The sequence below is a fragment of the Chryseobacterium sp. 2987 genome (genome assembly GCF_031456375.1).
Lineage (GTDB): Bacteria > Bacteroidota > Bacteroidia > Flavobacteriales > Weeksellaceae > Chryseobacterium > Chryseobacterium vaccae.
Window position 1 is genome coordinate 661287 of sequence record NZ_JAVDUN010000003.1, and the last position, 24356, is coordinate 685642.

The 24356-nt window shown below is 37.0% G+C and carries 18 protein-coding genes; all 18 read left to right on the forward strand.

Annotated elements, in window-relative coordinates; genetic code table 11:
• Positions 1-165: 165 nt before the first annotated feature.
• The 18 genes from J2Y40_RS12665 (at position 166) to J2Y40_RS12750 (ending at position 24163) form a co-directional block, all read left to right on the forward strand.
• Positions 166-1176, forward strand: coding sequence for a hypothetical protein (locus J2Y40_RS12665; RefSeq protein ID WP_153396179.1), 1011 nt, complete (start codon positions 166-168; stop codon positions 1174-1176).
• Positions 1173-2312 carry an EpsG family protein gene (locus tag J2Y40_RS12670; RefSeq protein WP_231128689.1) on the forward strand — a complete coding sequence of 380 codons (1140 nt, stop codon included), beginning with the start codon at positions 1173-1175 and terminating at the stop codon, positions 2310-2312. Before J2Y40_RS12665 ends, J2Y40_RS12670 begins: the two co-directional genes overlap by 4 nt.
• Before the next feature lie 257 nt (positions 2313-2569).
• The gene (locus J2Y40_RS12675) at positions 2570-6013 is read left to right on the forward strand and encodes a T9SS type A sorting domain-containing protein (RefSeq protein ID WP_153396177.1); all 3444 of its coding nucleotides are present in this window, start codon (positions 2570-2572) and stop codon (positions 6011-6013) included.
• Positions 6014-6271: 258 nt separating this feature from the next.
• Positions 6272-8833: a type I DNA topoisomerase gene (topA, locus tag J2Y40_RS12680; protein ID WP_309999288.1), complete on the forward strand. Its 2562-nt coding sequence runs from the start codon at positions 6272-6274 to the stop codon at positions 8831-8833.
• A gap of 148 nt (positions 8834-8981) precedes the next feature.
• Positions 8982-10049 (forward strand): formimidoylglutamase, encoded by a 1068-nt coding sequence (locus J2Y40_RS12685; RefSeq protein ID WP_153396173.1) that lies wholly within the window; start codon positions 8982-8984, stop codon positions 10047-10049.
• Positions 10050-10063: 14 nt separating this feature from the next.
• Positions 10064-10840, forward strand: coding sequence for an SGNH/GDSL hydrolase family protein (locus tag J2Y40_RS12690; protein WP_153396172.1), 777 nt, complete (start codon positions 10064-10066; stop codon positions 10838-10840).
• Positions 10837-11823, forward strand: a complete 987-nt coding sequence (locus J2Y40_RS12695) for a glycosyltransferase family 2 protein (protein WP_309999298.1) — start codon at positions 10837-10839, stop codon at positions 11821-11823. Before J2Y40_RS12690 ends, J2Y40_RS12695 begins: the two co-directional genes overlap by 4 nt.
• Before the next feature lie 110 nt (positions 11824-11933).
• Positions 11934-13061 carry a glycosyltransferase family 4 protein gene (locus tag J2Y40_RS12700; RefSeq protein ID WP_153396168.1) on the forward strand — a complete coding sequence of 376 codons (1128 nt, stop codon included), beginning with the start codon at positions 11934-11936 and terminating at the stop codon, positions 13059-13061.
• A 31-nt stretch (positions 13062-13092) separates the two neighbouring features.
• Positions 13093-13953, forward strand: a complete 861-nt coding sequence (locus J2Y40_RS12705) for a polysaccharide biosynthesis/export family protein (RefSeq protein ID WP_394349977.1) — start codon at positions 13093-13095, stop codon at positions 13951-13953.
• Between the two features lie 2 nt (positions 13954-13955).
• Complete coding sequence (locus tag J2Y40_RS12710) at positions 13956-16451, forward strand: polysaccharide biosynthesis tyrosine autokinase (protein ID WP_309999302.1); 2496 nt, start codon at positions 13956-13958, stop codon at positions 16449-16451.
• Between the two features lie 213 nt (positions 16452-16664).
• Positions 16665-17555: a DUF6089 family protein gene (locus J2Y40_RS12715; protein ID WP_309999304.1), complete on the forward strand. Its 891-nt coding sequence runs from the start codon at positions 16665-16667 to the stop codon at positions 17553-17555.
• Positions 17556-17560: 5 nt separating this feature from the next.
• A complete protein-coding gene (locus tag J2Y40_RS12720) occupies positions 17561-18310 on the forward strand; it encodes an isoprenyl transferase (protein WP_153396160.1) in 750 nt (249 codons plus the stop codon).
• A 27-nt stretch (positions 18311-18337) separates the two neighbouring features.
• The gene (gene bamA, locus J2Y40_RS12725) at positions 18338-20875 is read left to right on the forward strand and encodes an outer membrane protein assembly factor BamA (RefSeq protein ID WP_153396158.1); all 2538 of its coding nucleotides are present in this window, start codon (positions 18338-18340) and stop codon (positions 20873-20875) included.
• A 10-nt stretch (positions 20876-20885) separates the two neighbouring features.
• Positions 20886-21437, forward strand: coding sequence for an OmpH family outer membrane protein (locus tag J2Y40_RS12730; protein WP_153396156.1), 552 nt, complete (start codon positions 20886-20888; stop codon positions 21435-21437).
• 64 nt (positions 21438-21501) lie between these two features.
• Positions 21502-22005 carry an OmpH family outer membrane protein gene (locus J2Y40_RS12735; RefSeq protein WP_153396155.1) on the forward strand — a complete coding sequence of 168 codons (504 nt, stop codon included), beginning with the start codon at positions 21502-21504 and terminating at the stop codon, positions 22003-22005.
• A gap of 67 nt (positions 22006-22072) precedes the next feature.
• Positions 22073-22558 (forward strand): thioesterase family protein, encoded by a 486-nt coding sequence (locus tag J2Y40_RS12740; RefSeq protein ID WP_153396153.1) that lies wholly within the window; start codon positions 22073-22075, stop codon positions 22556-22558.
• Positions 22559-22611: 53 nt separating this feature from the next.
• Complete coding sequence (rfbD, locus tag J2Y40_RS12745) at positions 22612-23472, forward strand: dTDP-4-dehydrorhamnose reductase (RefSeq protein ID WP_153396151.1); 861 nt, start codon at positions 22612-22614, stop codon at positions 23470-23472.
• Positions 23473-23482: 10 nt separating this feature from the next.
• Positions 23483-24163: a hypothetical protein gene (locus J2Y40_RS12750; RefSeq protein ID WP_153396149.1), complete on the forward strand. Its 681-nt coding sequence runs from the start codon at positions 23483-23485 to the stop codon at positions 24161-24163.
• The last annotated feature ends 193 nt before the right edge of the window (positions 24164-24356 follow it).

A 24356-nucleotide genomic window follows, 5' to 3' on the forward strand; every position in this document is an offset into this window, starting at 1 on the left:
ATTTTTCAGTATTAGTTCAAAACATTTAGACGATAAGTTTTGTCTGAAAATCAATAAAATATTCTAGGAAGAATAAAAAAATATTCTACTTTTGCAAAAGTTCCCTTTAATGAAATGTATTTTAAACCTCAATTATTATTAAAAAAATAAGAATCTGTTTTAGATATGTTGAAAAAGAATGATGAAAAAATAAACGGATTTCTATTTGTAATAGTACTCCCCCTTCTTTTGTTTGCCATGTCTTACTATGGATTTGAATCGTCCTATACCAGACTGAAGACATCAGAAAAAACGCCATCTTATTTATTTACTTCCGTATATGCATACAGGGTAATCCCGAATTATCTCAGTGTGCAGATGACCGATCTGATGTACACTCTGATTAACGGCCCTCTTATTTTCTTTAAAGAGTTTCTTTCCAAGAACGGAACCCCTTTCTATCACGGACTTTTTTTGATGAACAGCATTTTCTTTTTATTATGCTCTGTGCTGTTGAATGTTTTGTACAAGCTTAGTTCTGTAAGCTGCTTTCAGAATATCAATGCAAGAAGAGTTGTTCACCTGCTGTCCATTTTCTTTATTGTCATTACGCAATATGCACCTACCAATTGTGATACCATCGCATTGTGCTGCTATCTGACGGGAATGCTTTTGACATTAAAATATTTGCATACACAAAACCCCATATATTTTTATCTTTTAATTGTACTTACAGCGCTGTCTACCTTTGTAAGAGAAACAGCCTGCCTGAATATTGCATTTTTTGCAGCAGTATTTGTGAATATAAAAGAGATAAAGTCTGGGAATTATAAAATAGTCTGGAAGATTATTCCATTGGTTCTGGCTTTCATTATTCCTTATTTAATCCTGAGAATGATCGTAGGAAAGGAAACCGTGACTTTTGTAGAAGGAATTTATATCGATAGAAATTTTTCAAGCCCCTTTAATCTGGCAGGATTAATTTTTACCGTGATAGTGCTTTATTTTATATACAAACTATGCACAAGCAAGGAAAACAGGGCTGTTTTTGAAAAATATCTTTTTTTTTCCACTCCCTATCTTCTTATGATAACCATGGTAGGACTTTACTGGGAAGTAAGGCTTTTCCTGCCACTGTTTCTTACAGGAATCATTGTTGCCTATTATCAGTTTAATAATTCTTCAGAATCAGCATGAGTTTACTGCATCCATATTTTATCATTGCAATGATCTATATGCTGTTTTTCAGCATCCAGGAAGTTTTTGGGAAAAAAGTAGAAAAGAAATGGTTCTGGTATCTGGGGATCTACTTAATCATTCTTGTAGGATTCAGAGATAATGTGGGACCGGATTATGGTAGTTATAAAGGGCTGTATATCTACTCAGATATGAAAAGTTACCAGAGTATCTTTATGAAGATGCTCCATATGGAAGGCCCTGACCACCTCGATGTGGAATGGCTCTATACTTTGATCAATAAAATCCTGCTGAACATCTTTAATGCTCCCTTTTATATGCTTACCCTGGTTATTGCTATCATTGCGATAATCTTTAAGATAGAATATACCGAGGATAATACCTTTTATCCCTTTACATTTACGCTGTTTATGTTTATTCCTAACTTTTTTGTTGGGGAAAGTGGCCAGATCAGGCAGAATCTGGGAACTTTCATTGTCTATTTTGCGATACGGTATATTAAAGAGCAGAAATTCTGGCATTACCTCTTCTTTATATTTCTCGGAGCGGGAATTCACAGTGTCTGCTATATGTTCCTTCCCATGTACTGGCTTGCGCGGATACCGTTGAATAAACCCATAATGCTTGTTTTAATCATTACCTCTGTGTTTCTGTCACCATTTGAGGTGTACAGGGCATTTGGTAGCTTTTTGAATGATATGGCATCAGATAATCTGCTTGTAGAAGGTTTCAGCGGATATATGGAAGAATCTGTTCAGAGGCTGAATGGTGGTTTCGGAATTCCGGAAGGAATGATGGTTATCCTCACATTTTTCCTGTTTGCTTTTGATACCAAAATGAAAGAGCTTTACCCTTATTACGAGTATCATAGAAATTATGCAGTAATTGGGATTTGTTTCTATTTTATCTTCAGGAACAATCCTATATTTTCTTCAAGGCTTGCAGGAACATTTATAGCATTTTCATATATCATCATCATCAATTCCATGTATGTGGTTTCAGATGGAATGAAAAAAGCGATCTATGCATTCATTATCTCTCTTGTTGTCTTCAATTTTGTAGTTTTCGGATTCTTTAATAATATTAAGATCGGACGATTTACAGTAGAACTCTACAGAAATCATGTGCTTCCATAATCAGATCGATTTTTTAAATCTAAAATAGTAAAAAGACAGCTTTAGGCTGTCTTTTTTGTTGTATTGCTTTTTCTGAACAATCTAATCCTGATATTGTTTATTGTTGTAAATGAATGATTGTATTGATAATTATTTAATATTATTTCATTTTTAATATAATATTAATATTATTTCGTTGTTAATACAATATTAGAGTTATTTTCTTTGAGGCTTAAAAATTGCATTTTCTATTTTAATACACACACAAATCCAAGGATATGAAAAAACTGGTTAAAACTTTGGTGGCAATATATTGCCTCGTGTCGACGAGTATCTATGCCCAAAACAGTATAGAAGTAAAAGAAAGTTCTTCCTTTGTAGAAGATACAAACGGAAAGGATATATCTAAAAGAAATGAACTGGATGGAACTGCTCCTAATCGGTTTCGGGAAGCAGAAGCTCCTGACTGGACAAAAGCTCCGAATAGCTATATTTTTGACCCGTCCCTTGCCGCAGAAGGACTAATTATTCCGGTGAAAAAAGCTTTTGCCATGTGGACCGATGGCGGTTATCTTAAAGGTAGCGGAATTCCATCCGGGAAGATGACAGCGGAAATATTGTGGGAAGACGCTCATGGACTGATCAGATCCAACCCCGGTTACTCATTAGAAATTCTTGATTCCGGAGAAAATGCGAAAATAAAAGTTCCCATTAATAAAACAAAAAAAGGAAATGCAGTTATAGCGCTTAAAATAAACAAGGATATTTACTGGAGCTGGCATGTCTGGGTGACAGATGATCCTACTAATGGATCTACTTATAAAAGTTTTAATGAAATTAAAAGATTAAGATCAGACGGAACAATAGAGCCAATTCCTGATGCTGATTGGGGATGGATGGACCGTAATCTCGGGGCATTAAGCAGCTCCATCACCTCCTCAGACTGGAATCGTAGTATTGGATTACTGTATCAGTGGGGAAGAAAAGATCCTATTCCTCCTTTAATCACAAGAGCGAATGATTTTTATGAAGTATCAGGATCTATAGGAAGAGTAAGGCACAGAGGAGCCAAGAATCTTACCAATGCCGTCAATATTGATGCTCTTACAAAAACTGTTTTGCTCTCAAATGCAGAAGTCGGTAAAAATATTATGCTTTCAGTGAAAAATCCGTTAAGTCTCATCTATATTAATAAAGATGATAACAGTGGCCAGGCCTATTATAATAACAATGCCAATTTGCCGGTCAACTGGTTCGGAAGACTTGCCGGAATGGCAGACAGCGAACTGTCAGAGCTGAATTTGTGGTCTGACAATTCACAGGGGAAAATCAAAACAGACTATAACAACGACAGTAGTGCGCAGCCTTACAGGGATAAATCTCCTTATGATCCCTGTCCCAATGGTTGGCGGATCCCGTCTATGCTGGTGGCCAATCTTGCTTCTCAATCTTATACCGATGATATCAGAATTGATTTTTCACCTTTCGGAGTAAGAACCAATATGCCCAAAAATGTTTTTGAAGCCAACAGATATCATATTATCAAGCCTGCCGATATGGGAACTCCTGCATTTATGACAGGCTTCAAAGTATATCCAAATTTAGGGTTCGATCTTTCAAACGTAGGCGGGTTAAATATGGGAGTATTTCCAGGATCCGGACAGCTGATCCGGAATGCTCATCTTGGGCAATATAGTGACCAGCATCACACTGCGCTGTGGACAGCAACACTTGCCAGACATTTTGATGCTTCGCCGGCTGTAAGTGTAAGAGGGCTGACGATGATTCCGGATAAGGGACAGCCTGATATCCCTGATCCGGGTTACCCTAATATTAAAGGAAGATTTTTTTATATGCCGGCGTCCGGAATGTATACCTCGGATGCTAATGGATGCAGATGTATAAAAGACCCTCTGTATACTGTCAATAGCTACGATTTTCCGACACAATACCTGGCTTCTTCGGTAGAGTACAAAGAAGGAATTGATGATCCGAATACCTACCAGGCAGTCAAAAGTGCACAGCCTTCCACCATTGAAATTCCTGTGAATAAAGCATTCTCAATACAAAGCCAGATGCTGAATAATCCGGATATCCTCAATCCGTCAAGTTTTAACAGCTTAAAAGCGAATGTACTATGGACTACAAACACAGGCTTGATTAGCAAGGTTTCTATGATTAATGCTTCTCCCTCGTCACTTCAGGATCTCGGTAATTCCCGGATAGCGGTGGAGATTAATCCTAATCAGAGTGGAAATGCAGTAGTAACCCTGCATAACGGAAGTATCTCGGCTCCGGTTTATTGGAGCTGGCATATCTGGATTACCGATACAGGATTAGGCTCCTACACCTATACTACAGAAATTCCTGCGCTGGAGGCTACGAACTATGTGAATTACGTCAACAAAGCAGATGTCGTACTCAAAACAGAGTTTATGGATAGAAACCTGGGGGCTGCAGAAGCTTTTCCGATTGTAGCTAATCCTCTTACTCCTAATACAGCTGAACTTGCGAAGATTAGAGCGTCTGCCGGAATGCATTATCAATGGGGGCGGAAAGACCCGATTCCTGTTTTTCAGAATGCAGATAACAGAAGTTCCTATAACATCTATCTGGGCACCGCAACCGTTGCCGGAACCATAGCCTATACTACGCTTACTCCCGCTGCATACAATAATCTGGCAGGAAGTTATATTATCCCTTTTAATACCTATGCTGCTGCCTCCAACATACAGGATTCAGATCAATCTGCAGATAAAGTAGCTAAAATATTATCCTATTCTGTGAAGAATCCTCTGGTATATATGGTCCCGAGTGCTTTTGCACCTTTTAACAGCGGAAACCCCAATTATACCAACGGCACAGACTGGCTTGCCAGCGAACCGAATATGGCACCGGACAGATGGGGGCATGGTGGTAAAAAATCACCTTTTGATCCATGTCCTGAAGGTTGGAGAATCCCGGATCTTACCAGTGTTTCGCTCGTCTCATTTCAGGATTTCGGACAAACCCCGTGGTACAAGAAAGATAAAAATATAGCCACATCTTATAGTGCCATTACAGATTATGCCGGGGCAAGAGTCAGAAACCCTTCTACAACTTCTACTATTGGGTATATGTTTATCAATGCCTCTTATGTGACAGGAAATTATCCGAATTCAGGATCACGGGGATTCAGGAGTGTTATGGGAAATCAGACTCCGCAGGGAACATTCAATGTCATTAACTATCAGTATCCGGGAGTATGGACAGGAGCTTTAAACTCCAATTACATAGGTAGGGCCGTCAATATTTTATTTAATACAGCCTCTACGGCGAATCGTTTCATTGCTTTCCATGATAATAATGATCCTTATTTCGGGATGAGCTGCCGATGTGTAAAAATAAAGTATAATGCAGAAGGAAAAGAAGAGGGACCTATTCTGGGTTCTCAGATTATGTCGCTTTCATTGAATAAGCTTCCTGATGTTCTGAATGTTTCTGATGTGAAAGAAATGAAAGAGACAAAGATCACTTTATTTCCAAGTCCGGTTAAGGATGTGCTCTATATTAATGCAGAAGAGGGTAAGGACTATTATTATCAGATGTACAACGCATCGGGCCAGCTTGTAAAATCCGGGAAATTTGAAAATGGAAAAATAAATGTCTCTTCTTTAATTTCCGGAGTGTACCTGATAAGAATAAATAATTCCAAAACAGGAGTGAAAGTCATTAAACAATAAGGTTATCATCAGAATTAAACAAAAAGCAGGATGGGTTTTCCGTCCTGCTTTTTTATATGCATATACTTTACATCTATCACCATTGATGAAAAATTCTATTTCCTTGCTTATTTTTAACCTAACTGGTACTGTATAAATAACTTGATACCTCTGGAGGTGCTTTCTGGAATGCCCATTAAACCTATCTAATTGTCAAATTAAACAGACAGAACAAAATGTATATAATAAAAAAGCTTTACTTTTGCAAAAATTTCTAGAATGTCGAAAAATTTAGTAATCGTAGAGTCCCCGGCAAAAGCAAAAACTATTCAGAAGTATTTAGGAAAGGATTTTGAAGTGAAATCCAGCTTCGGACACATCCGTGATCTGCCTAAAAAAGGAATGGGAATAGACCTTGCCACCTTTGATCCGGATTACGAGGTTTCTGCAGACAAAAAGAAATTGGTTACTGAGCTGAAAGCAGCTGTAAAGAAAGCAGAAATGGTATGGCTGGCTTCCGATGAAGACCGCGAAGGAGAAGCTATTGCATGGCACCTTGCGGATGAATTAAAGTTAAAACCTGAAAACAGGAAAAGAATTGTTTTCCACGAGATTACTAAAAATGCCATTCTGAAAGCTATTGAAAATCCAAGAGATATTGATCAGAATCTTGTAAATGCCCAGCAGGCAAGAAGAGTACTGGACAGAATTGTTGGTTTTGAAATGTCTCCGGTGCTTTGGAAAAAAGTAAAGCCGGGATTATCTGCCGGAAGAGTTCAGTCGGTAGCCGTAAGATTAATCGTTGAAAGAGAAAAAGAAATCCGTGAGTTTGTGCCGAAAGCAAGCTTTAAGCTGGATGGAATCTTTTTAAATAAAACAGAGCAGGAAATTGCAGCTAAACTGAAAAAAGACTTCGAAAAAGAAGAAGAGGCTGAAAAATTCCTTGAGCAGGCTAAAACAACAGAATTCAAAGTTCTGAATGTTGAAACAAGACCGGGAACCCGTTCTGCATCTGCTCCTTTTACTACATCAACGCTACAGCAGGAAGCTTCTTCAAGACTGGGATATAATGTAACAAATACCATGCGTCTGGCACAAAGACTGTATGAAGAAGGATACATTACCTATATGAGAACAGACTCTGTAAACCTTTCTCAGGAGGCCATTGAAGGAGCCAAGAAGCAAATCATCTCAGAATACGGAACAGAATATTCAGCACCAAGAAATTATACTACCAAGTCCGCTTCTGCACAGGAGGCTCACGAAGCGATCCGTCCTACAGATTTCGGAGTAAAGAGTATCGGCGATGCTCAGCTGAACAAATTATACCAATTAATTTACAGAAGAACACTGGCTTCTCAGATGGCCAATGCCAAGATTGAGAAGACCGTAATTGAAATAGGAAACGCTTCCCTGCCGCAGAATTTTGAAGCACAGGGAGAGGTGATCATTTTCGATGGTTTCTTAAAAGCTTACGGAATTGTAAAAACAGAAGATGATGATGAGGAAAACAACGAAAAATTACTGCCGAAAGTTAAGGTAGGAGAGATTTTAAGTTATAAAACAATCACAGCATCTGAAAAATTTACCAAACCAAGTGCAAGATATACCGAAGCAGGACTGGTAAGAAAGCTTGAAGAATTGGGAATTGGCCGCCCGTCTACGTATGCGCCGACTATTCAGACCATTCAGAACAGAGAGTATGTGGATAAGCGTGAAATTGAACCACAGATCCGGGAAGTGATCAAAATGTCTTTAACCAAAGATAAGATCAAAAAAGCGGTTCTTGAAGAAAAATTTGGCGGTGATAAAAATAAATTTATTCCTACAGATATAGGCGAGGTTGTTAATGACTTCCTTACCGATAATTTTAAAGAAATTCTGGATTACGGATTTACAGCAAGAGTAGAAGAAGGTTTCGATGAGATTGCCAATGGTGATCAGAAATGGAAGGAAATGATGACGAATTTCTACTCCAAATTCCATCCGAGAATTGAAGATGTAGAAGAGAATGCAGACCGTGCTACAGGAGACAGGCTGTTAGGGGTGGACCCGAAAACCGGTAAGAATGTTCATGCAAGAATCGGAAGATTTGGAGCGATGATTCAGATTGGGGAAACGGATGATGAGGAAAAACCGGTATTTGCATCACTTATGACAGGTCAGAATATTGCAACCATTACTTTTGAAGAAGCTTTAGAGTTGTTCAAGCTTCCTTTTGATCTGAATGATTTTGAAGGGCAGACGGTTTCAGTAGGCGTTGGAAGATTTGGTCCTTACGTAAAGTGGGGTGAAACATTTATCAGCATTCCGAAAGGAGAAGATCCGTTATCCGTTGATCAGACCCGTGCAGAGGAAATTATTCATGAAAAGAAAAAGGCAGATGCACCCATTGCAACTTATAAAGGTGATCCGGTAACAAAAGGTACAGGAAGATTTGGTCCGTTCATCAAATACAAAGATATTTTTGTAAACGTTCCTAAAAAATATAATTTTGAAAACCTTTCCCAGAGTGACATCAACGAATTAATTGATGCTAAACTGGAAAAAGAAGCCAACCGTTATATCCAGCAGTGGGAAAAAGAAAAAATTTCCATTGAAAACGGAAGATGGGGACCATTTGTGAAATTCGGAAAAGCAATGTTCAAAATTCCGAAGAAAAAAGATGATACCAAATACGATGCTGAAGAACTGAAAGACGTTTCTTTAGATGAGGTTAAAAAATGGATTACCGACCAGGATAAAAATGCTTTTGCAGAAAAGAAAAAACCTGCCGCTAAAAAAGCAGCCACTGCAAAGAAAACTACAGCTGCAAAAAAAACAGCAGCCAAAAAGAAATAATCAGAAAATAATTATACCAAGCCGTTAACACTACTGTTAACGGCTTTTTTTTTAATAAAAAATCCGGAGTAATACAGACTTGCACTGGTTTTTTTGTATGTTTGTTCAATTAATACAGTATTATTTCTCCCAATTTTTGAATTAAAATATGGATTTTGAAGATTTTATCATTTCGCCAAGAAATTTCAAAACAGAAAGCTGGCAGATCGGCAGCAGAATCACGAAAAATATAAAAGAAGACAGCATTGTTCTTCTTTTTGTATCAGATTACAGAGGAGCAGACGGTGATGCAGAAGTACAGGATTTTACGGCCATCAGAAAAGAATTTTACAGACTTTCACAGCTGGATTTTGAAATTCCGGTAGTCGATCTTGGAGATTTGGTATCAGGGAAATCAGTTCAGGATACGCACTATATTTTACAGGAGGTCTTGTCTGCCTGTCATTACAAAAGAGCGCTTCCGGTCATCATCGGAGGATCTAACGATTTTGCCTTTTCACTTTTCTCGGCTCTGAACTTTCATCAGAAAAATATCAATTATACCCAGATCAGCAATATTATTTCTCTTCAGCAGGGCGAAAAAATTAATGAGTATACCTTTTTAGGGAAGATACTGGGCTCCAAAAACTTTTCAATTAAAAATTATCATCACTTAGGTTACCAGAAGCATCTCAATGAAGCAGATTCTGTAAAACTGATCAAAGAAGTACAGTTTGATATCATCCGCCTGGCAGAAATGATGAATTCCACTGAAAAAACAGAACCTTTCTTCAGAAAAGCAGATCTGGTAACTGTCAACTGCGATGCCATTGAAAGCTTTAGTGAACCTTTTTCCGTAAATCCACAGGTAAATGGACTAAACAGAAGAGAAATCTGCGCCTATATGAAAGAAATAGGACTGAGCAGTAATCTGAAATCTGTAGGAATTTTTAACTATAATATTTATACAGAAAGCCAATTGAACCATCAACTGCTGGCACAAATGATCTGGTATCTTATTGAAGGGATCAATATTCAGAGGTCACATCCGAAAGAAAGGCAGTATGAACTGTTTTATGTTTTGATTGGTGAAGATCAGTATGCGTTTAAGAGGGATACATTCAGTAATTTGTGGTATTTCGGAGATGATGAGAATATAGAAAACTGTACTCCCTGTTCAAAAAAAGATTTTGAAGAAGCTAAAAGAGGAATGCTTAATCCCAGGCTTACCTTTTAACACAATACACACAAATGAAAAAAAAGATACTTATAACCGTTGTGCTGCTGATAGGCGTATTCTGCACAGCCTATTTCTGGAATAAATACTCCTATGCCAATCAGGGAAAATATTTTGCTTCCCAGACTAAGCCACATGAGGGACTTCAGATTGGAATTATCGGAGACAGTTGGGTAGTTCGTCAGAATCTGGATTCTCTTCTTAAAACCAAACTTCTGGAGCAGGGACTTCATGCCGAAATTTATTCATCGGGAAATCCGGGAGCCAAGACCAAACGTATTTATGAAAATCTGTTTAAGAGTGAAAAGGAGGACTTTTCTTCCAAAGAAATAATTGAAAAGAAGCCGGATTACTGTATTATCATTGCCGGAGTAAATGATGCGGCTACCCATGTGGGCCCTGATTTTTATACTCATCATATGCTAATGATCATTAATACATTGTTACATTACGGTATTCAACCCGTTGTCATTCCTCTTCCTGAATTTGGTCTCGAAGAAGATTCTGAAAGAAAAAATATCCTGAGCAGCCTAAGTAATAAAGGCGGAGAATTAGTTCTGAACAATGGAAAAAGATTTGAAATAAAGGACTATAGAAACACACTTCTGAAAGAATTGGAGCATGAGGGTCTGGATAAGAAGATCATCCTTTTGAATTTTGATGAAGTAAGTTCTGATTTCGATAAAGACCGGAAACTCTATGCAGATCCGCTTCATCTGAACGAACAGGGATATCAGAAATTCAGCAGTTTTTTAGTTAAAAGCATTATCAACCTACACAACAGCAGATGAAAGTTTCTATCATTGTTCCCATATACAACGTTGAAAATTATCTGGCAAAATGCCTTGATTCTTTAGTTAACCAAAGTCTTCAGGATATTGAAATTCTGGCTGTTAATGATGGCAGTACCGATGGTTCGGAGCAGATTATTCAGGAATATGCTGAAAAATTTCCCCAAAAAATAAAAGCTTTTACCAAAGAAAACGGAGGTCTGAGCGATGCCCGGAATTTCGGAATAGAAAAGGCTTCAGGAGAATATCTCGGCTTCGTAGACAGTGATGATTATGTAAAGGAGGCGATGTTTGAAGAGATGCTGCAGCTGGCAGAGAAGCATGATGCTAAAATAGTAATCTGCAATATTCAGAAGGTAGACCAGAACGGAAATATCACCCAAAAGCTGACGCAGCTTCCGGATATGCCTGAAAAGATTATATTGGAAGATTATTTCTCCGTATTCTCAGATCTTAGCTATTTTGCTTGTAATAAACTCTTTAAAAAAGAACTTTTTGAGCATAAAAGATTTAAAAAAGGAGCTCATTTTGAAGATATTCAGCTGATTCCGCAACTGTTATTGGAATGCAGTACAATTGCACAGACCCAAAACTTTCATTACCAATATCTGGAACGTACAGATTCCATCACAAAAACTCATACCGAAAGAGGGCTGGATATTCTGAAAGCAGTAAAAGATGTGGAATTGGTTTTTGAAAAATCCGGCTATTCCCATAAAAGAAAAGAATTGAAAAATTTTCAGATCTTTGAAGGGGTTTATTCTTTTCTTGCCTATCTGGCGTATGTGAAAAACGAAACAGATTTTTATAAAATGGCTGATGATCTGACAGTTTTCATGAAAGAAAGAGGAATAAAAAATCAAGATATATTGAAGTATAGTCGTTTTGGTAAGAATTATCTTTTATCTTTGCCATTGAAAAAAAAGATTTTTTATCTGTTGTTTTTTGCAGGACAGAAAAAATTGATAAGAAAATTGATATAAACACAAATGCAAGTACAATTGTTTCGGACAGTAAAACTTTAGCGAACGGATTTTGTAATCTCTTGTCATTGTTTTCATTAGAGACGATAGGTGCTTTGATAAGGAAAAAAATGAAGAATTTTGAATTGTTCTTAAGCGAATCAGGAATTTCTATTTTTTATGTGAAAATAGGATTAGGTTTCGTGTTCTCTTTTTTAATTACCTTTTTTTCAATCCCTACCATTATTAAAATCTCCAGAAGGAAGAACCTGATGGATGAGCCGGGAGTAAGGAGTTCCCATCTCAGAAAGATTCCTAATCTGGGCGGAATTGCTATTTTTTACTCTATTGGAATCTGTGCCTCAATCTTTGCTTACGAACTTTTTGACCTCTATAAATTTCTGTTTGCATCACTTATCATTCTCCTGTATATAGGTGTGATGGATGATATTGTGGTGATGAGAGCCTATAAAAAGCTTGTTGCCCAGATCATTGTATCGTCACTTGTTGTGATTGGTTCAGATATCAGGATCAGAAGCTTATTCGGAATATTCGGGATTTATGAGCTGGAATATGTGATAAGTGTGATCTTCAGCATTATTACCTTTATTGTACTCATTAATGCCTTTAATCTCATTGATGGTATTGATGGACTTGCCGGAGGATATTCGGTAATCTGCAGTGCTTTGTTTGGCATCAGTTATTACAGACTTGGAGAGTACAATTATCCGCTGGTTGTTTTATCAGTCGTGATCATTGGAACTGTTCTGGCGTTTCTTTATTATAATCTGTCCAATTACAGAACCAATAAAATATTTATGGGAGATACAGGCTCTATGCTTCTCGGTTTCCTTCTGGCATTTACCTCCATCTGCTTTATTGATATTTTTATAGATAAAGAACTTCCTAATATTCCAAGATACCACCTTCAGTCGGCTCCGGTTGTTGCAGTCGCCATCCTTATCTTGCCAATTGTAGATACGCTTAACGTGATTATTGTAAGGATTTGCAATAAGAAATCCCCTTTTGATGCAGATAAGAACCATATCCATCATAAATTGCTGAAACTGGACCTTACCCATAGAAGGGCCACATTTTATATCATTGTGTATTACCTTCTGATTGTGGCAGTAGCTTATTATTTAAGACATATCAATATCAACTTGTTGCTGCTGATCATTATTATGCTTGGTTTTTTAGGAGCTTATCTGCCGGATCTGATCTATCGTTTACGAAATAACAAGAAAATATCAATATAATTTTTACTTTTGCATACAATATTCAAATATGATGAAGAACTTTAAGTATTTATTTTTAATATTACCCTTTTTTATTACATCCTGCATCACTAAAAAAGATGTAAGATACATGCAGCCCAGCGAAAGCCTTGTGATTAATGAAGAAGGTCTTATTCCCTACAATATTCCCGTTTACAGAATTACCAAAAATGACATTCTTAATCTTAATATTGTAACCACTCCCAAAGGAGATGCAGCACAGTTTTACTCCACCTTCAATACTTCCGGAGGAACCGGAACCGGGGCAGGAGTCAATACTATGGCAACAAGGTTCGGGGGAGCTACCTCCACCAACAGCGGAGGAAATATGAACTTCTATTTTAACGGGCTGAAAGTGGATTCCAAAGGTGATATTAATGTATTTGGAATTGGATATATTAAAGCAGAAGGAAGAACACTTGAAGATGTTACCAAAGAACTTCAGGATAAAGTAAATGAAAATTTTCAGGAAGGAAAAGCTGAAGTAAGGCTGAATACGGATGGAATCACTTACTACATCTTAGGAGATGTAGAAACAACAGGACTTTCAGGAGAAAAAGTAGCCCATAAAAATACATTAACCATTACAGAAGCATTGGCAATTAATGGAGGATTGAACAGAACCGTAGACCGTAAAAATATTGTTATTCACAGAAAACTTCCGGAAGGAATTAAAAAAGCTCAAATTGATCTTACCCGTGAAGATATTATGAATTCCCCTTACTATTATATACAAAACGGGGATGAAATTTATCTGAATACCAGAGGAAAGAGTCTTAATGGATTCGGAAAAGATCCAATACAGACTTTAACGACCGGAGTATCGGTAATTACTACCGCATTGTCAATTTATCTTCTTCTTAAAAACCTTTAATCATGATTCCAGGTAAAGACGAAAAAATAGGGAAGAACGAGCCCCAGAAGGAGAAGTACGGATCGTTTGCGTTGTTTGATATTGAACATTTTCTCAGACGGATACTCAGAAACTGGTATTGGTTTATTTTCATGCTGTTCTTAGGGTATATCATCTCGTGGGTATATAGTAAATATTATGCTCAGAATGTTTTTGCTTCAGATCTCTCTCTGAGTATATCCAATAATACCTCCAGTTATTTTACACCCAATCAGTCAATTAACTTTATTTGGGGACAAAGTGGAAATCAGGACGGAATTTATCTTAAAAAGATGCTGTTGTCCAGATCTCACAACGAATTTTTGGTAAAAGAGCTGGATTTGTTTGTTAATTATTCTACCAAAGGACTAATCAAGTCAACCTATATTGATAGAACAGATTCACCAATTTTCCTGCAGATTGATAAGAAACATCTTCAGCAGATTAATTATCCTATTACCCTGATCCCGAAAGGAGGTGATTCTTATGAAGTGATTCTTCCTGAAGAAGGGCAGTCTTCCTCTTTGTACAGTTATGAAACTGAGGGTTTGCAGTCTATTAATGAATATGCCAGACCTGCCAATAAAATCATTAAGATTAATGAATGGTATAATGCCCCAAACCTTAGATTCAGATTGCTTAAAAACCCGGTCTCCCCTAAGATTAAGGTAGATAATATCATTGTAAACCTGACCTCTATAAATCAGAGTGTTAACGAAATTGTGTCCACAATTGGAGTAGATTTTGACAGGGAGATCAACACCATCATGTTCATTACCAAAAAAGGGTATAATCTCAACAGTACGGTAAACTTCCTGAATAAATCGGTTGCTGAACTTCAGAAAAAAAGATTAGCGGATAAAAATATCGTTAATAAAAATACAGAACTTTATTTGCAGGGCAATCTGGATAATATTCGCAAAAAACTAGATTCAAGTGCCGCTGTTCTTAACTTTCTGAAGACATCCGAAAAGCTTTATAATATTAAAGACAGGGATGAGAAATCCTTAGAAAAAATTAAAGATCTTGAAGCGAAGAAAGCAGACCTTGTAAGCAAAATTAGTTCGCTGAACAATATTAAAAATACGCTTCAATCCCAGGATTTTGAAAAAATGATAAGTACCAATGCTGCCGGTTTTGAAGACGGATTTTTCTCTGCTTCCGTGTCTGAGCTGAAAGCACTCTATACCAAAAGGAGAGAAATGGCAACGATCTATAAGCCTAATTCTGAGCCGATGAAAGAGATTAACAGGCTTATCAATGAAGCAAGAGCAGGATCTTCCGGAAGTCTGAGAAATTACTATACCAGATATTATGATGAAATCAATAAAATAGACAGACAGGTTGCTGAAGCGAATACCGATCTCATCTCCTATCCTGAAAAAGAAAGGAAATATCTGGATGCCGAAAGAGGATATAATATGATTGAGGCTACTTACAACAGTCTTTTGGGACGACAGAATGAAGCCCAGATGAAAGTGGCTACCAATCAGTCGGATATTACGGTAATTGACCCGGCCAAAAATCTTGGACAGGCTCCGATAGGTCCGAATGTAAAAGGAATAAAAATGGCTATTATGCTGGGGTTATTACTGCTTCCGCTAGCATTTATCCTGATTGGTGAAGTGCTGGATAACAAGATCCGTAACATTAAAGAACTGTTGAGTGCAACCAAAATTCCTCTTCTGGGAGTAATCGGAAACAACAGTAATGAGAACATGCTTACCGTTCTTGAGCAGCCTAAATCATCTGTTTCAGAAGCATTCAGGGGTATCAGGGCCAGTATGAGATTCCTGATGGAAGGCAAGGAAAGCGGAAAAGGAAAAATCATCCTGGTAACTTCATCCATCGGAGGCGAAGGAAAAACATATGTGTCCATCAACCTGGCTTCTGTAATAGGATTAAGTGATAAAAAGACTATTCTTTTAGGAATGGACCTTAGAAAACCTAAGATTTTCGGAGACTTTAATATTGATAACAAATATGGTATTTCAAACTACCTTACAGGAGAGGTTGGAATAGATCAGATTATCAATAAAACCAAGATCCCTAATCTGGATGTTGCTACATCAGGGCCTATTCCGCCTAACCCGTCAGAACTTTTGATGAGTGAAAGTAATATCAGGTTTATAGAAGAACTGAAAGAAAGATATGATTTTATCATCATCGATTCTCCACCGGTAGGTCTTGTTGCGGATTCATATGAATTAATGAAGTATTCAGATGCCAACATCTATGTTGTACGTCATGAATATACCGAAAAATATATGCTGAAGATGATTACCGAAAAATATCACGCTAATGAAATTAATCATCTGGGGCTTATCTATAATGATTACACCACCAAGCAGGGTTATGGTTACGGATATGGCTACGGATATGGCTATGGCTACGGGTATTTTGATGAAGATAAAAACTATAAAGAACCTCTATTGATAAAAATAAGGAATAAGGTACAGGCAATATTTAATAAAAAATAAAGTTATAAACCCTCACCCACTGGGGGTTTCTTTATATTTTAAGTAATTGAATTCTGTGAAAAAAAGAATATTTTCGTTACTTTGCCGTTTACTTTATAACAAATTATGTTTTTTTGTTTATTTTTAACTAAACATTAAGAATATCATTAATATAAAAATGTTTTATATTTGCAAAAATTAAATTTTAAAATAACCATAAATCCATATTCTTTTATGAATAAAAAATTATTGTTTAGCTTCCTTGCCTTCCTTGGAATGGTAAGTGTTAAAGCACAAAGAAATGAATTGGGAGTTCGCCTGGGGATGAGTAATCTTGTGGGGGACGTAGGGAGAACCAATTATATCTTACAAAAGCCATTGGATTTAGACAGAGCGTCAGAATGGGGCTTCCCGTTTTATGGAGGCATATTATACAGATTTAATTTTAACCCGCATCAGACTGTACGATTGGATTTAGGTTATAACCAGGTTCAGTTCAGTGATAAAGCGGCAAAAGAAGAATACAGAGTGAAAAGAAACTCATACGGAAAAAATAACGTATATGAGGCAAGCTTAATGTTTGAATACAACTTTTTTCCGGTAAATAACGAGCAGATAAGCATGGTAAGCCCATACATCTTTGGTGGTGTAGGTGCTTTAATGTTTGATGCCCCTAAAGCAAATCTGGTGAATGACTTCAGAAGAGATGCCGATGGTGTGGCGCAGGCTCCTATCAACGAATCAGACTTCAAAACTACTGAAGAATATTCATTGGGGAAAAAAGTGACAATGCATATTCCTTTTGGAGTAGGATTGAAATACAAGTTTAACCATAACTGGGCTATCTTTGCAGAAGCTACATTCAGATATACGCTGACTGATCAGCTGGATCACAGCAAAATATTATCTGAAGATGTAAAATCTTCTTTTAATGCAGATATATTAGATCCTGCTACCGGTGGTTCGCTGCTGCAGTCTGGAAATTATTATGCAGTTTCCAAAGAAAGAGAGCAAGAGTTTATCGGAAGAAGAAATATTGGTGATGGAAGATCCAAAGACTGGATGAATACTTTCAGCTTAGGACTGACTTACTCTTTCGGAAGACCTCCATGTTATTGTGATTAATGAATATGTCGTTGATTAAAGATAAAATAAATTCTGAGAATTTACCAAAACACGTAGCCATCATTATGGATGGTAATGGAAGATGGGCAAAATCCCGTGGCGAAGAAAGATCTTTCGGTCACAAGAATGCCATTAATGCTGTAAGAAGTGCCATTAATGCTTGTAATGAGATCAATATACCCTATTTAACACTTTACACATTTTCATCCGAAAATTGGAGCCGTCCCGCAGAAGAAGTCAGTACCCTGATGAATCTGTTGGTAGAAACCTTATTGCTGGAAGCCGAAGAAATTTTCAGCAAAGGATTGAGAATGCATGTGATCGGGAATCTTGAGAAACTGCCTTCCATTGTGAGAGAACAGCTTGAACGTGTAGTAGAGCTTACCAAAGAAAACACAAAAGGAAATTTAGTATTGGCAATTAGCTACGGCTCTCAAAATGAAATTTTGGAAGCCGTGAAAAATATAAGTTCTGATGTGAAAGAAGGAAAAGTAGAAGCAGAGAATATTGATGAAAAACTATTTGAAAGCTATCTCTACACCAAAAATTTTCCTCCTGTAGACCTGCTGATAAGAACCAGTGGAGAAATAAGAATAAGCAATTTTCTCCTTTGGCAGATTGCCTACGCAGAACTACAATTTTTAAATGTCCTATGGCCGGACTTTACCAAAGATATTTTCTTCCAATGTATTGTAGATTATCAAAACAAAGAAAGAAGATACGGTCTCACCGGCGATCAGATAAAAGCCCAATAAATTTAAAGAAAAGAAAGACTCGATAAAATGAAGTTTAGACTATTACCCATCATAATGTTTGCTGCTTCTGCACATTTTTATGGACAAGTAACTCCTCAGGACAGTACAAAAGTAAATAGTGCTGTACATGCAGAAAATGAAGCAGGAACTTACACACTTAAGGACATTGTTGTAGATGGGGTCAAAAAATATACACCCGCTCAGATCTTACGATTTACAGGTCTAAGCAAAGGAGAAGTTGTGGACATCCCGGGACAGAAAATCAGCAATGCTGTTAAAAAACTATGGGATACCCAATCTTTTTCAGAAGTAGAGGTGTATGTTCAGAGTATTGAAGGACAAACTGTCGTTCTGAGATTCTACCTGGAAGACCTTAAAGACCTTGGAGAAGTAAAATTCAAAGGGAAAGGGATTGGTAAATCCAAAAATGAAAAGCTTATAAAAGATAATAACCTGAAGCCAGGTACTAAGATTACACAGAACCTTATATCAAGTCTTAAAACTAAAATACCTAAAGACTACATAAAAAAAGGTTTTGCTGATGCTAAGATTACCATTCAGGATAAAGTAAATGCAAACGATCCGTCTATGGTAGACTGGACCATCAATGTAGATAAAGGGAAAAGAATCAAAATTGACCATATCGAATTTGAAGGCAACCAAAGCGTTTCCGATGCTAAACTTAGAAAGAAAGCTTTCAAAGAAACCAAACAAAAGAGATTCGGAATTGGTGGTATTCTTAAATCTTCAAAATTTATTGAAGATAAGTATCAGGAAGACAAACAAAGTCTTATCAGCTACTATAACTCGTTAGGGTATAGAGATGCGGTAATCGTTTCAGATTCTGTATGGAGAAACAAAAGAAATAATTACGAAATCAATGTAAAACTGAAAGAGGGTAAAAAATATTATATCGGAGATATTACATTCACCGGAAATACCGTATACCCTACAGAACAATTACAGAGATTATTAGGATATAAAAAAGGAGATATCTACGATGCCGTAGGTTTCAACAAAAAAGTAGGAGAAGACGGAGGAAAAGAAGATGATTCAGATATCAAATCTGTTTATATGAACAATGGGTACCTTTTCTCCAATGTTACTCCGGTAGAAAAATCCGTATCGGGTGATGCCGTAAATCTTGAGATCAGAATTAATGAAGGAGAACAGGCTACCTGGAATAAAGTAACATGGCAGGGGAATACAACAACCCATGACCACGTTGTATTAAGAGCTTTAAGAACAAAGCCGGGAGAACTTTTCAAAAAAACAGAGATCAAGAGAACCTACTTTGATTTAGCAGGGATGTCTTTCTTTGATCCTCAGCAGGTAGGGCAGGATATCCAGCCAAACCAACAGGATAATACAGTAGATATCAATTGGAAACTTGTTGAAAAAGGATCTTCTCAGGTTCAGTTGCAGGCAGGTTACGGTGGTAACAGCTTTATCGGAACATTAGGACTTACGTTCAGTAACTTCTCACTAAGAAACTTCCTTAAGTTTAAAGACTTTAAACCGGTACCTCAGGGAGATGGGCAAACCTTATCCATTCAGGCACAGGCAGGACAGTACTTCCAGAACTACGGAATCTCATTTACTGAGCCATGGTTGTTCGGAACAAAGCAAACAGCGCTTTCTGTAAGTGTGAACAATTCCAGAGTAAAATATAATGATACTTATGGAAATGCCCAGAAATTGAACATTTTCTCTGCATCAGCAGGTCTGAACAGACTATTGAACTGGCCGGATGATTATTTCTCTTTATATACAGGAATTCAGTTTCAGAAGTATAACTTCAAAAACTATCCGTTCCAGTTTGGAGATACAACAGAATATAATGGAGATGCCAATAACCTCAGTATCAACTTAGGTTTAAGCAGAAACTCAGCCGGAATTGACCCGATTTTCCCAACAATGGGTTCTAATATCGAACTTTCTGCAAAACTAACCCCTCCATATTCACTGTTCAGTAATAAAGATTACTCTACAATGAGCCCTATCAACAAATATAAGTGGATGGAATTCTACAAAATCAAGTTCAAGGCTGACGTATACAACGAAATTGCTGGAAAACTGGTGTTGAGATCCTCTGCCGAAATGGGATTCATGGATGGATATAACAAGCAGCTTGGAGCTCCGCCTTTCGAAAGATTCTATGTAGGAGGAACCGGACTTTTCGGAGGTAGATATGACGGTCGTGAACTAATTCCTTTGAGAGGATATGAAAATGCATCTACTTACGGTGGAGAAACAGAAGATATTACTCAGAAAGGAGGTGGAACCATCTATAACAGATTTACATTAGAATTAAGATACCCAATCTCAATGAGCCAGACGGCAAAAATCTATGCACTAACTTTTGCAGAAGGTGGTAACGTTTGGAACTCATGGAGCACTTACAATCCTTTCCAGTTGAAAAGATCAGTCGGAGTAGGGGTAAGAGTTTATATGGGAGCATTTGGTTTGATCGGGTTCGACTTCGCATATGGATTTGATAAAACAATTTCCGGAACAGAACCATCTGGATGGAAGACCCACTTCTTGATGAATCAATCACTATAATTCATAAGATATGAAAAACTTTAAAATAACTTTCACATTTGTATTATTACTGCTTGCCGGGATTTTTAGCGCCCAGAAAGTAGGCGTGGTGGATACCAATGAAATTTTAAGTAAAATGCCTCAGTACAAAGAAGCAGAAGCAAGACTTAACGCCCAGATTGATACCTGGCAGTCTGAACTTCAAAATCTGCAGTCTGAGTACGAAAGAAAAAAGGCAGCATTTGAAAGTGAAAAAGTTTTACTGATCGGCGACCAGCTGAAGCTTAGAGAAAAAGAAGTAATGGATCTTGATAAAAGCATCAAAACAACAACAAGTTTAAGATTCGGTGCCAATGGAGAGATCACAAAGCTTAGAACCAATCTGGTTTTACCTTTCCAGGATCAGATCTGGGGAGCCATTAAAACGATGGCAGAGAAAAACGGATTGGGCACGGTTCTTGATAAAACAAGTAACAATGTGCTTTTTCTTCAAAAAAGGTATGATTATACCGAGAAAGTTCTTGACATTCTGTTGAAAGGAACCGAAAAAAAAGAAAAAAGTAACAGCAAAAGTAAAAAATAATACAAATTAACTTTTGCACACATTTGAAATCTAACAAACAAATTAAATTATTTATTAACCAGTTATGAAAAAATTAAGTGTATTATTTGCAGCGGTGATGATGGTTGTATCAGTAGGTATGGCAAAAGCTCAGAAAATGGCTACTTTAGATGTATCTGCAGTTCTTAATGCAATGCCTGAAAAGAAAAAAGCTGATGCTGAACTAAAAACATTCCTAGATACAAAACAAGCCGAAATTAAGAAAAGAGTAGACGCAGGTGAAGCTAAACTAAAGCAATATACTGAAGAAGCCCCTAAGAAAACGGCTGATGAAAACAAAGCCAGAGAAGCAGAATTAACTAAAATCCGTGAAGAAATCGGACAAATGCAGGAGAAAGCTCAAAAAGATCTTGGGGTAAAGCAAGATGCGATCTTCGGACCAATTGAAAAGAAATTGAACGATGCTGTAGAAAAAGTTGCTAAAGCAAACGGATATGACTACATCATGGATTCAAACTCTCAGGCATTCATTTACAAAGGAGGTATCGATGCTACCGCCGCTGTAAAGAAAGAACTAGGAGTTAACTAAGAAATTAACAAAGTTTTATAAATTCAACCGCCCCCTTTAGAGGCGGTTTTTTTTGTATTTTTGCACCATGGAAAAAGAAGTATCAACCACGGTAAAAGTCCGTTTCAGCGATTGTGATCCAATAGGACATCTGAATAATGTAAAATATCTGGACTATATGTTCAATGCAAGGGAAGATCATGTAGAGACATTTTACGGATTTACATACGAAGAATATACTAAACAGACCGGCTGTACGTGGATTGCCATTCAGAATGAGATCGCTTACTTAAAAGAAGTACGATACAACACTCAGGTAGTCATCAGCAGTAAGACGATTGAAATACAAGACAGAACTGCAAAAGTGGAAATACTAATGAAAAGCCTGGATGAAAAAACAGTTCATGCCGTTTTATGGGTTACCGTGATTTACTTTAATATTAAGACAAGAAGATCCGAGGTTCATCCTGAAGATATTAAAGAAACCTTTCACAAGTTCTATGTAGATCTGGAACAAAAGGACTTTCAGCCAAGAGTTAAATTCTTAAGATCACAGAACGCAAAAAATTCATAACGAATAACCAATAGGAGTATTCCTAATTTACAACCATACATATAAAGTTACAGATGAAAAAAATAGCAGTAATAGGCAGCAACGGACAATTGGGAAACTGCATTAGGAAAATAGCCCCTGATTTTGAAAATGCCTACGAATTTATATTTACCGACTCAAAAAACCTGGATGTCACGAACGAAGATCAGGTTAATGACTTCTTTTATGATAACAAACCTGATTACTGCATCAATGCTTCAGCTTACACAGCCGTTGATCTTGCAGAAAAAGAAACTGAAAAAGCATTTGCCGTAAATGCAGATGGGGTAGCTCATCTGGCTCAGGCATGTACAGAAAATAAAAGTATCCTGATTCATGTTTCAACAGATTATGTTTTTGATGGAGATACCAATCTTCCTTATTCAGAAGATGATTTTACCAACCCAACAGGAGTATACGGAGAGTCAAAAAGAAAAGGAGAGGAACTGGCGTTGGAAATTAATCCCCAAACCATTATTTTGAGAACATCATGGCTGTATTCAGAGTTCAATAAAAACTTCGTTAAAACAATGCTGAATCTGTTTTCTCAAAAAGATGAACTGGGAATCGTTGCCGATCAGTTTGGCCAGCCTACCAATGCGAACGATTTGGCTGAAGCGATTATGAATATTATTGAAGCGCCGGTTAAAACTTTTGGAATTTTCCACTTCTCCAATTATCCTGAGGCTACCTGGTTCGATTTCGCCAAAAAGATTGCTGAATTCTCCAAATCTTCGGTAAAGCTGAACGCTCTCACTACAGAACAGTATCCCACTCCGGCAAAAAGACCGGCAAGAAGCACCATGTCATTAGATAAAATAGAAGAGACCTATAAAATAGAACCAAAACATTGGGAGAACAGTCTGGAAGAATGTGTCAAAATCCTGGTACCATAATAGAATTGATATGAAAAATCTAACATTGGCCTTTTCTGTTTTGTGTACTCAGCTATTTTGTGCACAGAACATATATCTTACAAAAGTTGAGAAAATCAATGAGAACACAGATAAATTTTTATACAGAAAATTTGATGCCGTAACAGATGCACAATATCTCGGTGTAATTGATGTGCAGGGATTTTCAAAAGAGGATGCTGCCGTTTTTTCGGTAGTTTATAAGAAGGCAAAAGAAATTGGAGCCAATTCAATTGCTTTAAAACCCTTTGAAAATGTAGATGGGGCTCCACAGCCATTCAATCCTTCCAACTATAGGCTGGCATTATATTATACACCAAAAGAAAAGTTGATAACCGAGAAAGGAATGCTGTATATATTTGCATCCTCAGAAAAAGATCAGAAAATAAATATCAATAAAAAAGATTATACACTCTCGCCAAGATCTTTTATTACATTGGAGATTATTCCCGGCGAAGTTTATACGATGTCAACAAAAAAACTGCTAGGCTCCACAATTAAGATCCAGCCTAAAACAGCTGATGAGAATTTATATTTTCAGATTTCATCACTAAAAGTTAAATCCGATACCTCTGGAATAGGCGGTTTAAATCTTAAATCAGGAGATATTATAGGACTGGAAAAATCGTATGCTGATTTTTTAAGCCTGATTTATCAACAACAAAAACAATAAAACTCATTTGATGTAAGATTTTGGTGAAATAATTAAACAATAGTTTGAAATTTTTCTCCCTGCATTACAGCCGTTTATGTCCTTTTTATTAAATGAAGATGAATTTTATGTTAAGTAAGTTTGTTTTATGACAGTATAAGTTGTTATCTTTGCCGCACTGAAAACGAGAGATTATCAGTAAGCGCAGAAGAAT

Excerpts from the sequence above, each read along its gene's own strand:
- J2Y40_RS12730 (WP_153396156.1), top strand. The coding sequence starts at position 20,886 with ATGAAAAACTTTAAAATAACTTTCACATTTGTATTATTACTGCTTGCC.
- J2Y40_RS12705 (WP_394349977.1), top strand. The coding sequence starts at position 13,093 with ATGAAGAACTTTAAGTATTTATTTTTAATATTACCCTTTTTTATTACA.
- J2Y40_RS12750 (WP_153396149.1), top strand. The coding sequence starts at position 23,483 with ATGAAAAATCTAACATTGGCCTTTTCTGTTTTGTGTACTCAGCTATTT.
- rfbD (WP_153396151.1), top strand. The coding sequence starts at position 22,612 with ATGAAAAAAATAGCAGTAATAGGCAGCAACGGACAATTGGGAAACTGC.
- J2Y40_RS12675 (WP_153396177.1), top strand. The coding sequence starts at position 2,570 with ATGAAAAAACTGGTTAAAACTTTGGTGGCAATATATTGCCTCGTGTCG.
- topA (WP_309999288.1), top strand. The coding sequence starts at position 6,272 with ATGTCGAAAAATTTAGTAATCGTAGAGTCCCCGGCAAAAGCAAAAACT.
- J2Y40_RS12665 (WP_153396179.1), top strand. The coding sequence starts at position 166 with ATGTTGAAAAAGAATGATGAAAAAATAAACGGATTTCTATTTGTAATA.
- J2Y40_RS12695 (WP_309999298.1), top strand. The coding sequence starts at position 10,837 with ATGAAAGTTTCTATCATTGTTCCCATATACAACGTTGAAAATTATCTG.
- bamA (WP_153396158.1), top strand. The coding sequence starts at position 18,338 with ATGAAGTTTAGACTATTACCCATCATAATGTTTGCTGCTTCTGCACAT.
- J2Y40_RS12700 (WP_153396168.1), top strand. The coding sequence starts at position 11,934 with ATGAAGAATTTTGAATTGTTCTTAAGCGAATCAGGAATTTCTATTTTT.
- J2Y40_RS12735 (WP_153396155.1), top strand. The coding sequence starts at position 21,502 with ATGAAAAAATTAAGTGTATTATTTGCAGCGGTGATGATGGTTGTATCA.
- J2Y40_RS12710 (WP_309999302.1), top strand. The coding sequence starts at position 13,956 with ATGATTCCAGGTAAAGACGAAAAAATAGGGAAGAACGAGCCCCAGAAG.
- J2Y40_RS12690 (WP_153396172.1), top strand. The coding sequence starts at position 10,064 with ATGAAAAAAAAGATACTTATAACCGTTGTGCTGCTGATAGGCGTATTC.
- J2Y40_RS12720 (WP_153396160.1), top strand. The coding sequence starts at position 17,561 with ATGTCGTTGATTAAAGATAAAATAAATTCTGAGAATTTACCAAAACAC.
- J2Y40_RS12670 (WP_231128689.1), top strand. The coding sequence starts at position 1,173 with ATGAGTTTACTGCATCCATATTTTATCATTGCAATGATCTATATGCTG.
- J2Y40_RS12740 (WP_153396153.1), top strand. The coding sequence starts at position 22,073 with ATGGAAAAAGAAGTATCAACCACGGTAAAAGTCCGTTTCAGCGATTGT.
- J2Y40_RS12685 (WP_153396173.1), top strand. The coding sequence starts at position 8,982 with ATGGATTTTGAAGATTTTATCATTTCGCCAAGAAATTTCAAAACAGAA.
- J2Y40_RS12715 (WP_309999304.1), top strand. The coding sequence starts at position 16,665 with ATGAATAAAAAATTATTGTTTAGCTTCCTTGCCTTCCTTGGAATGGTA.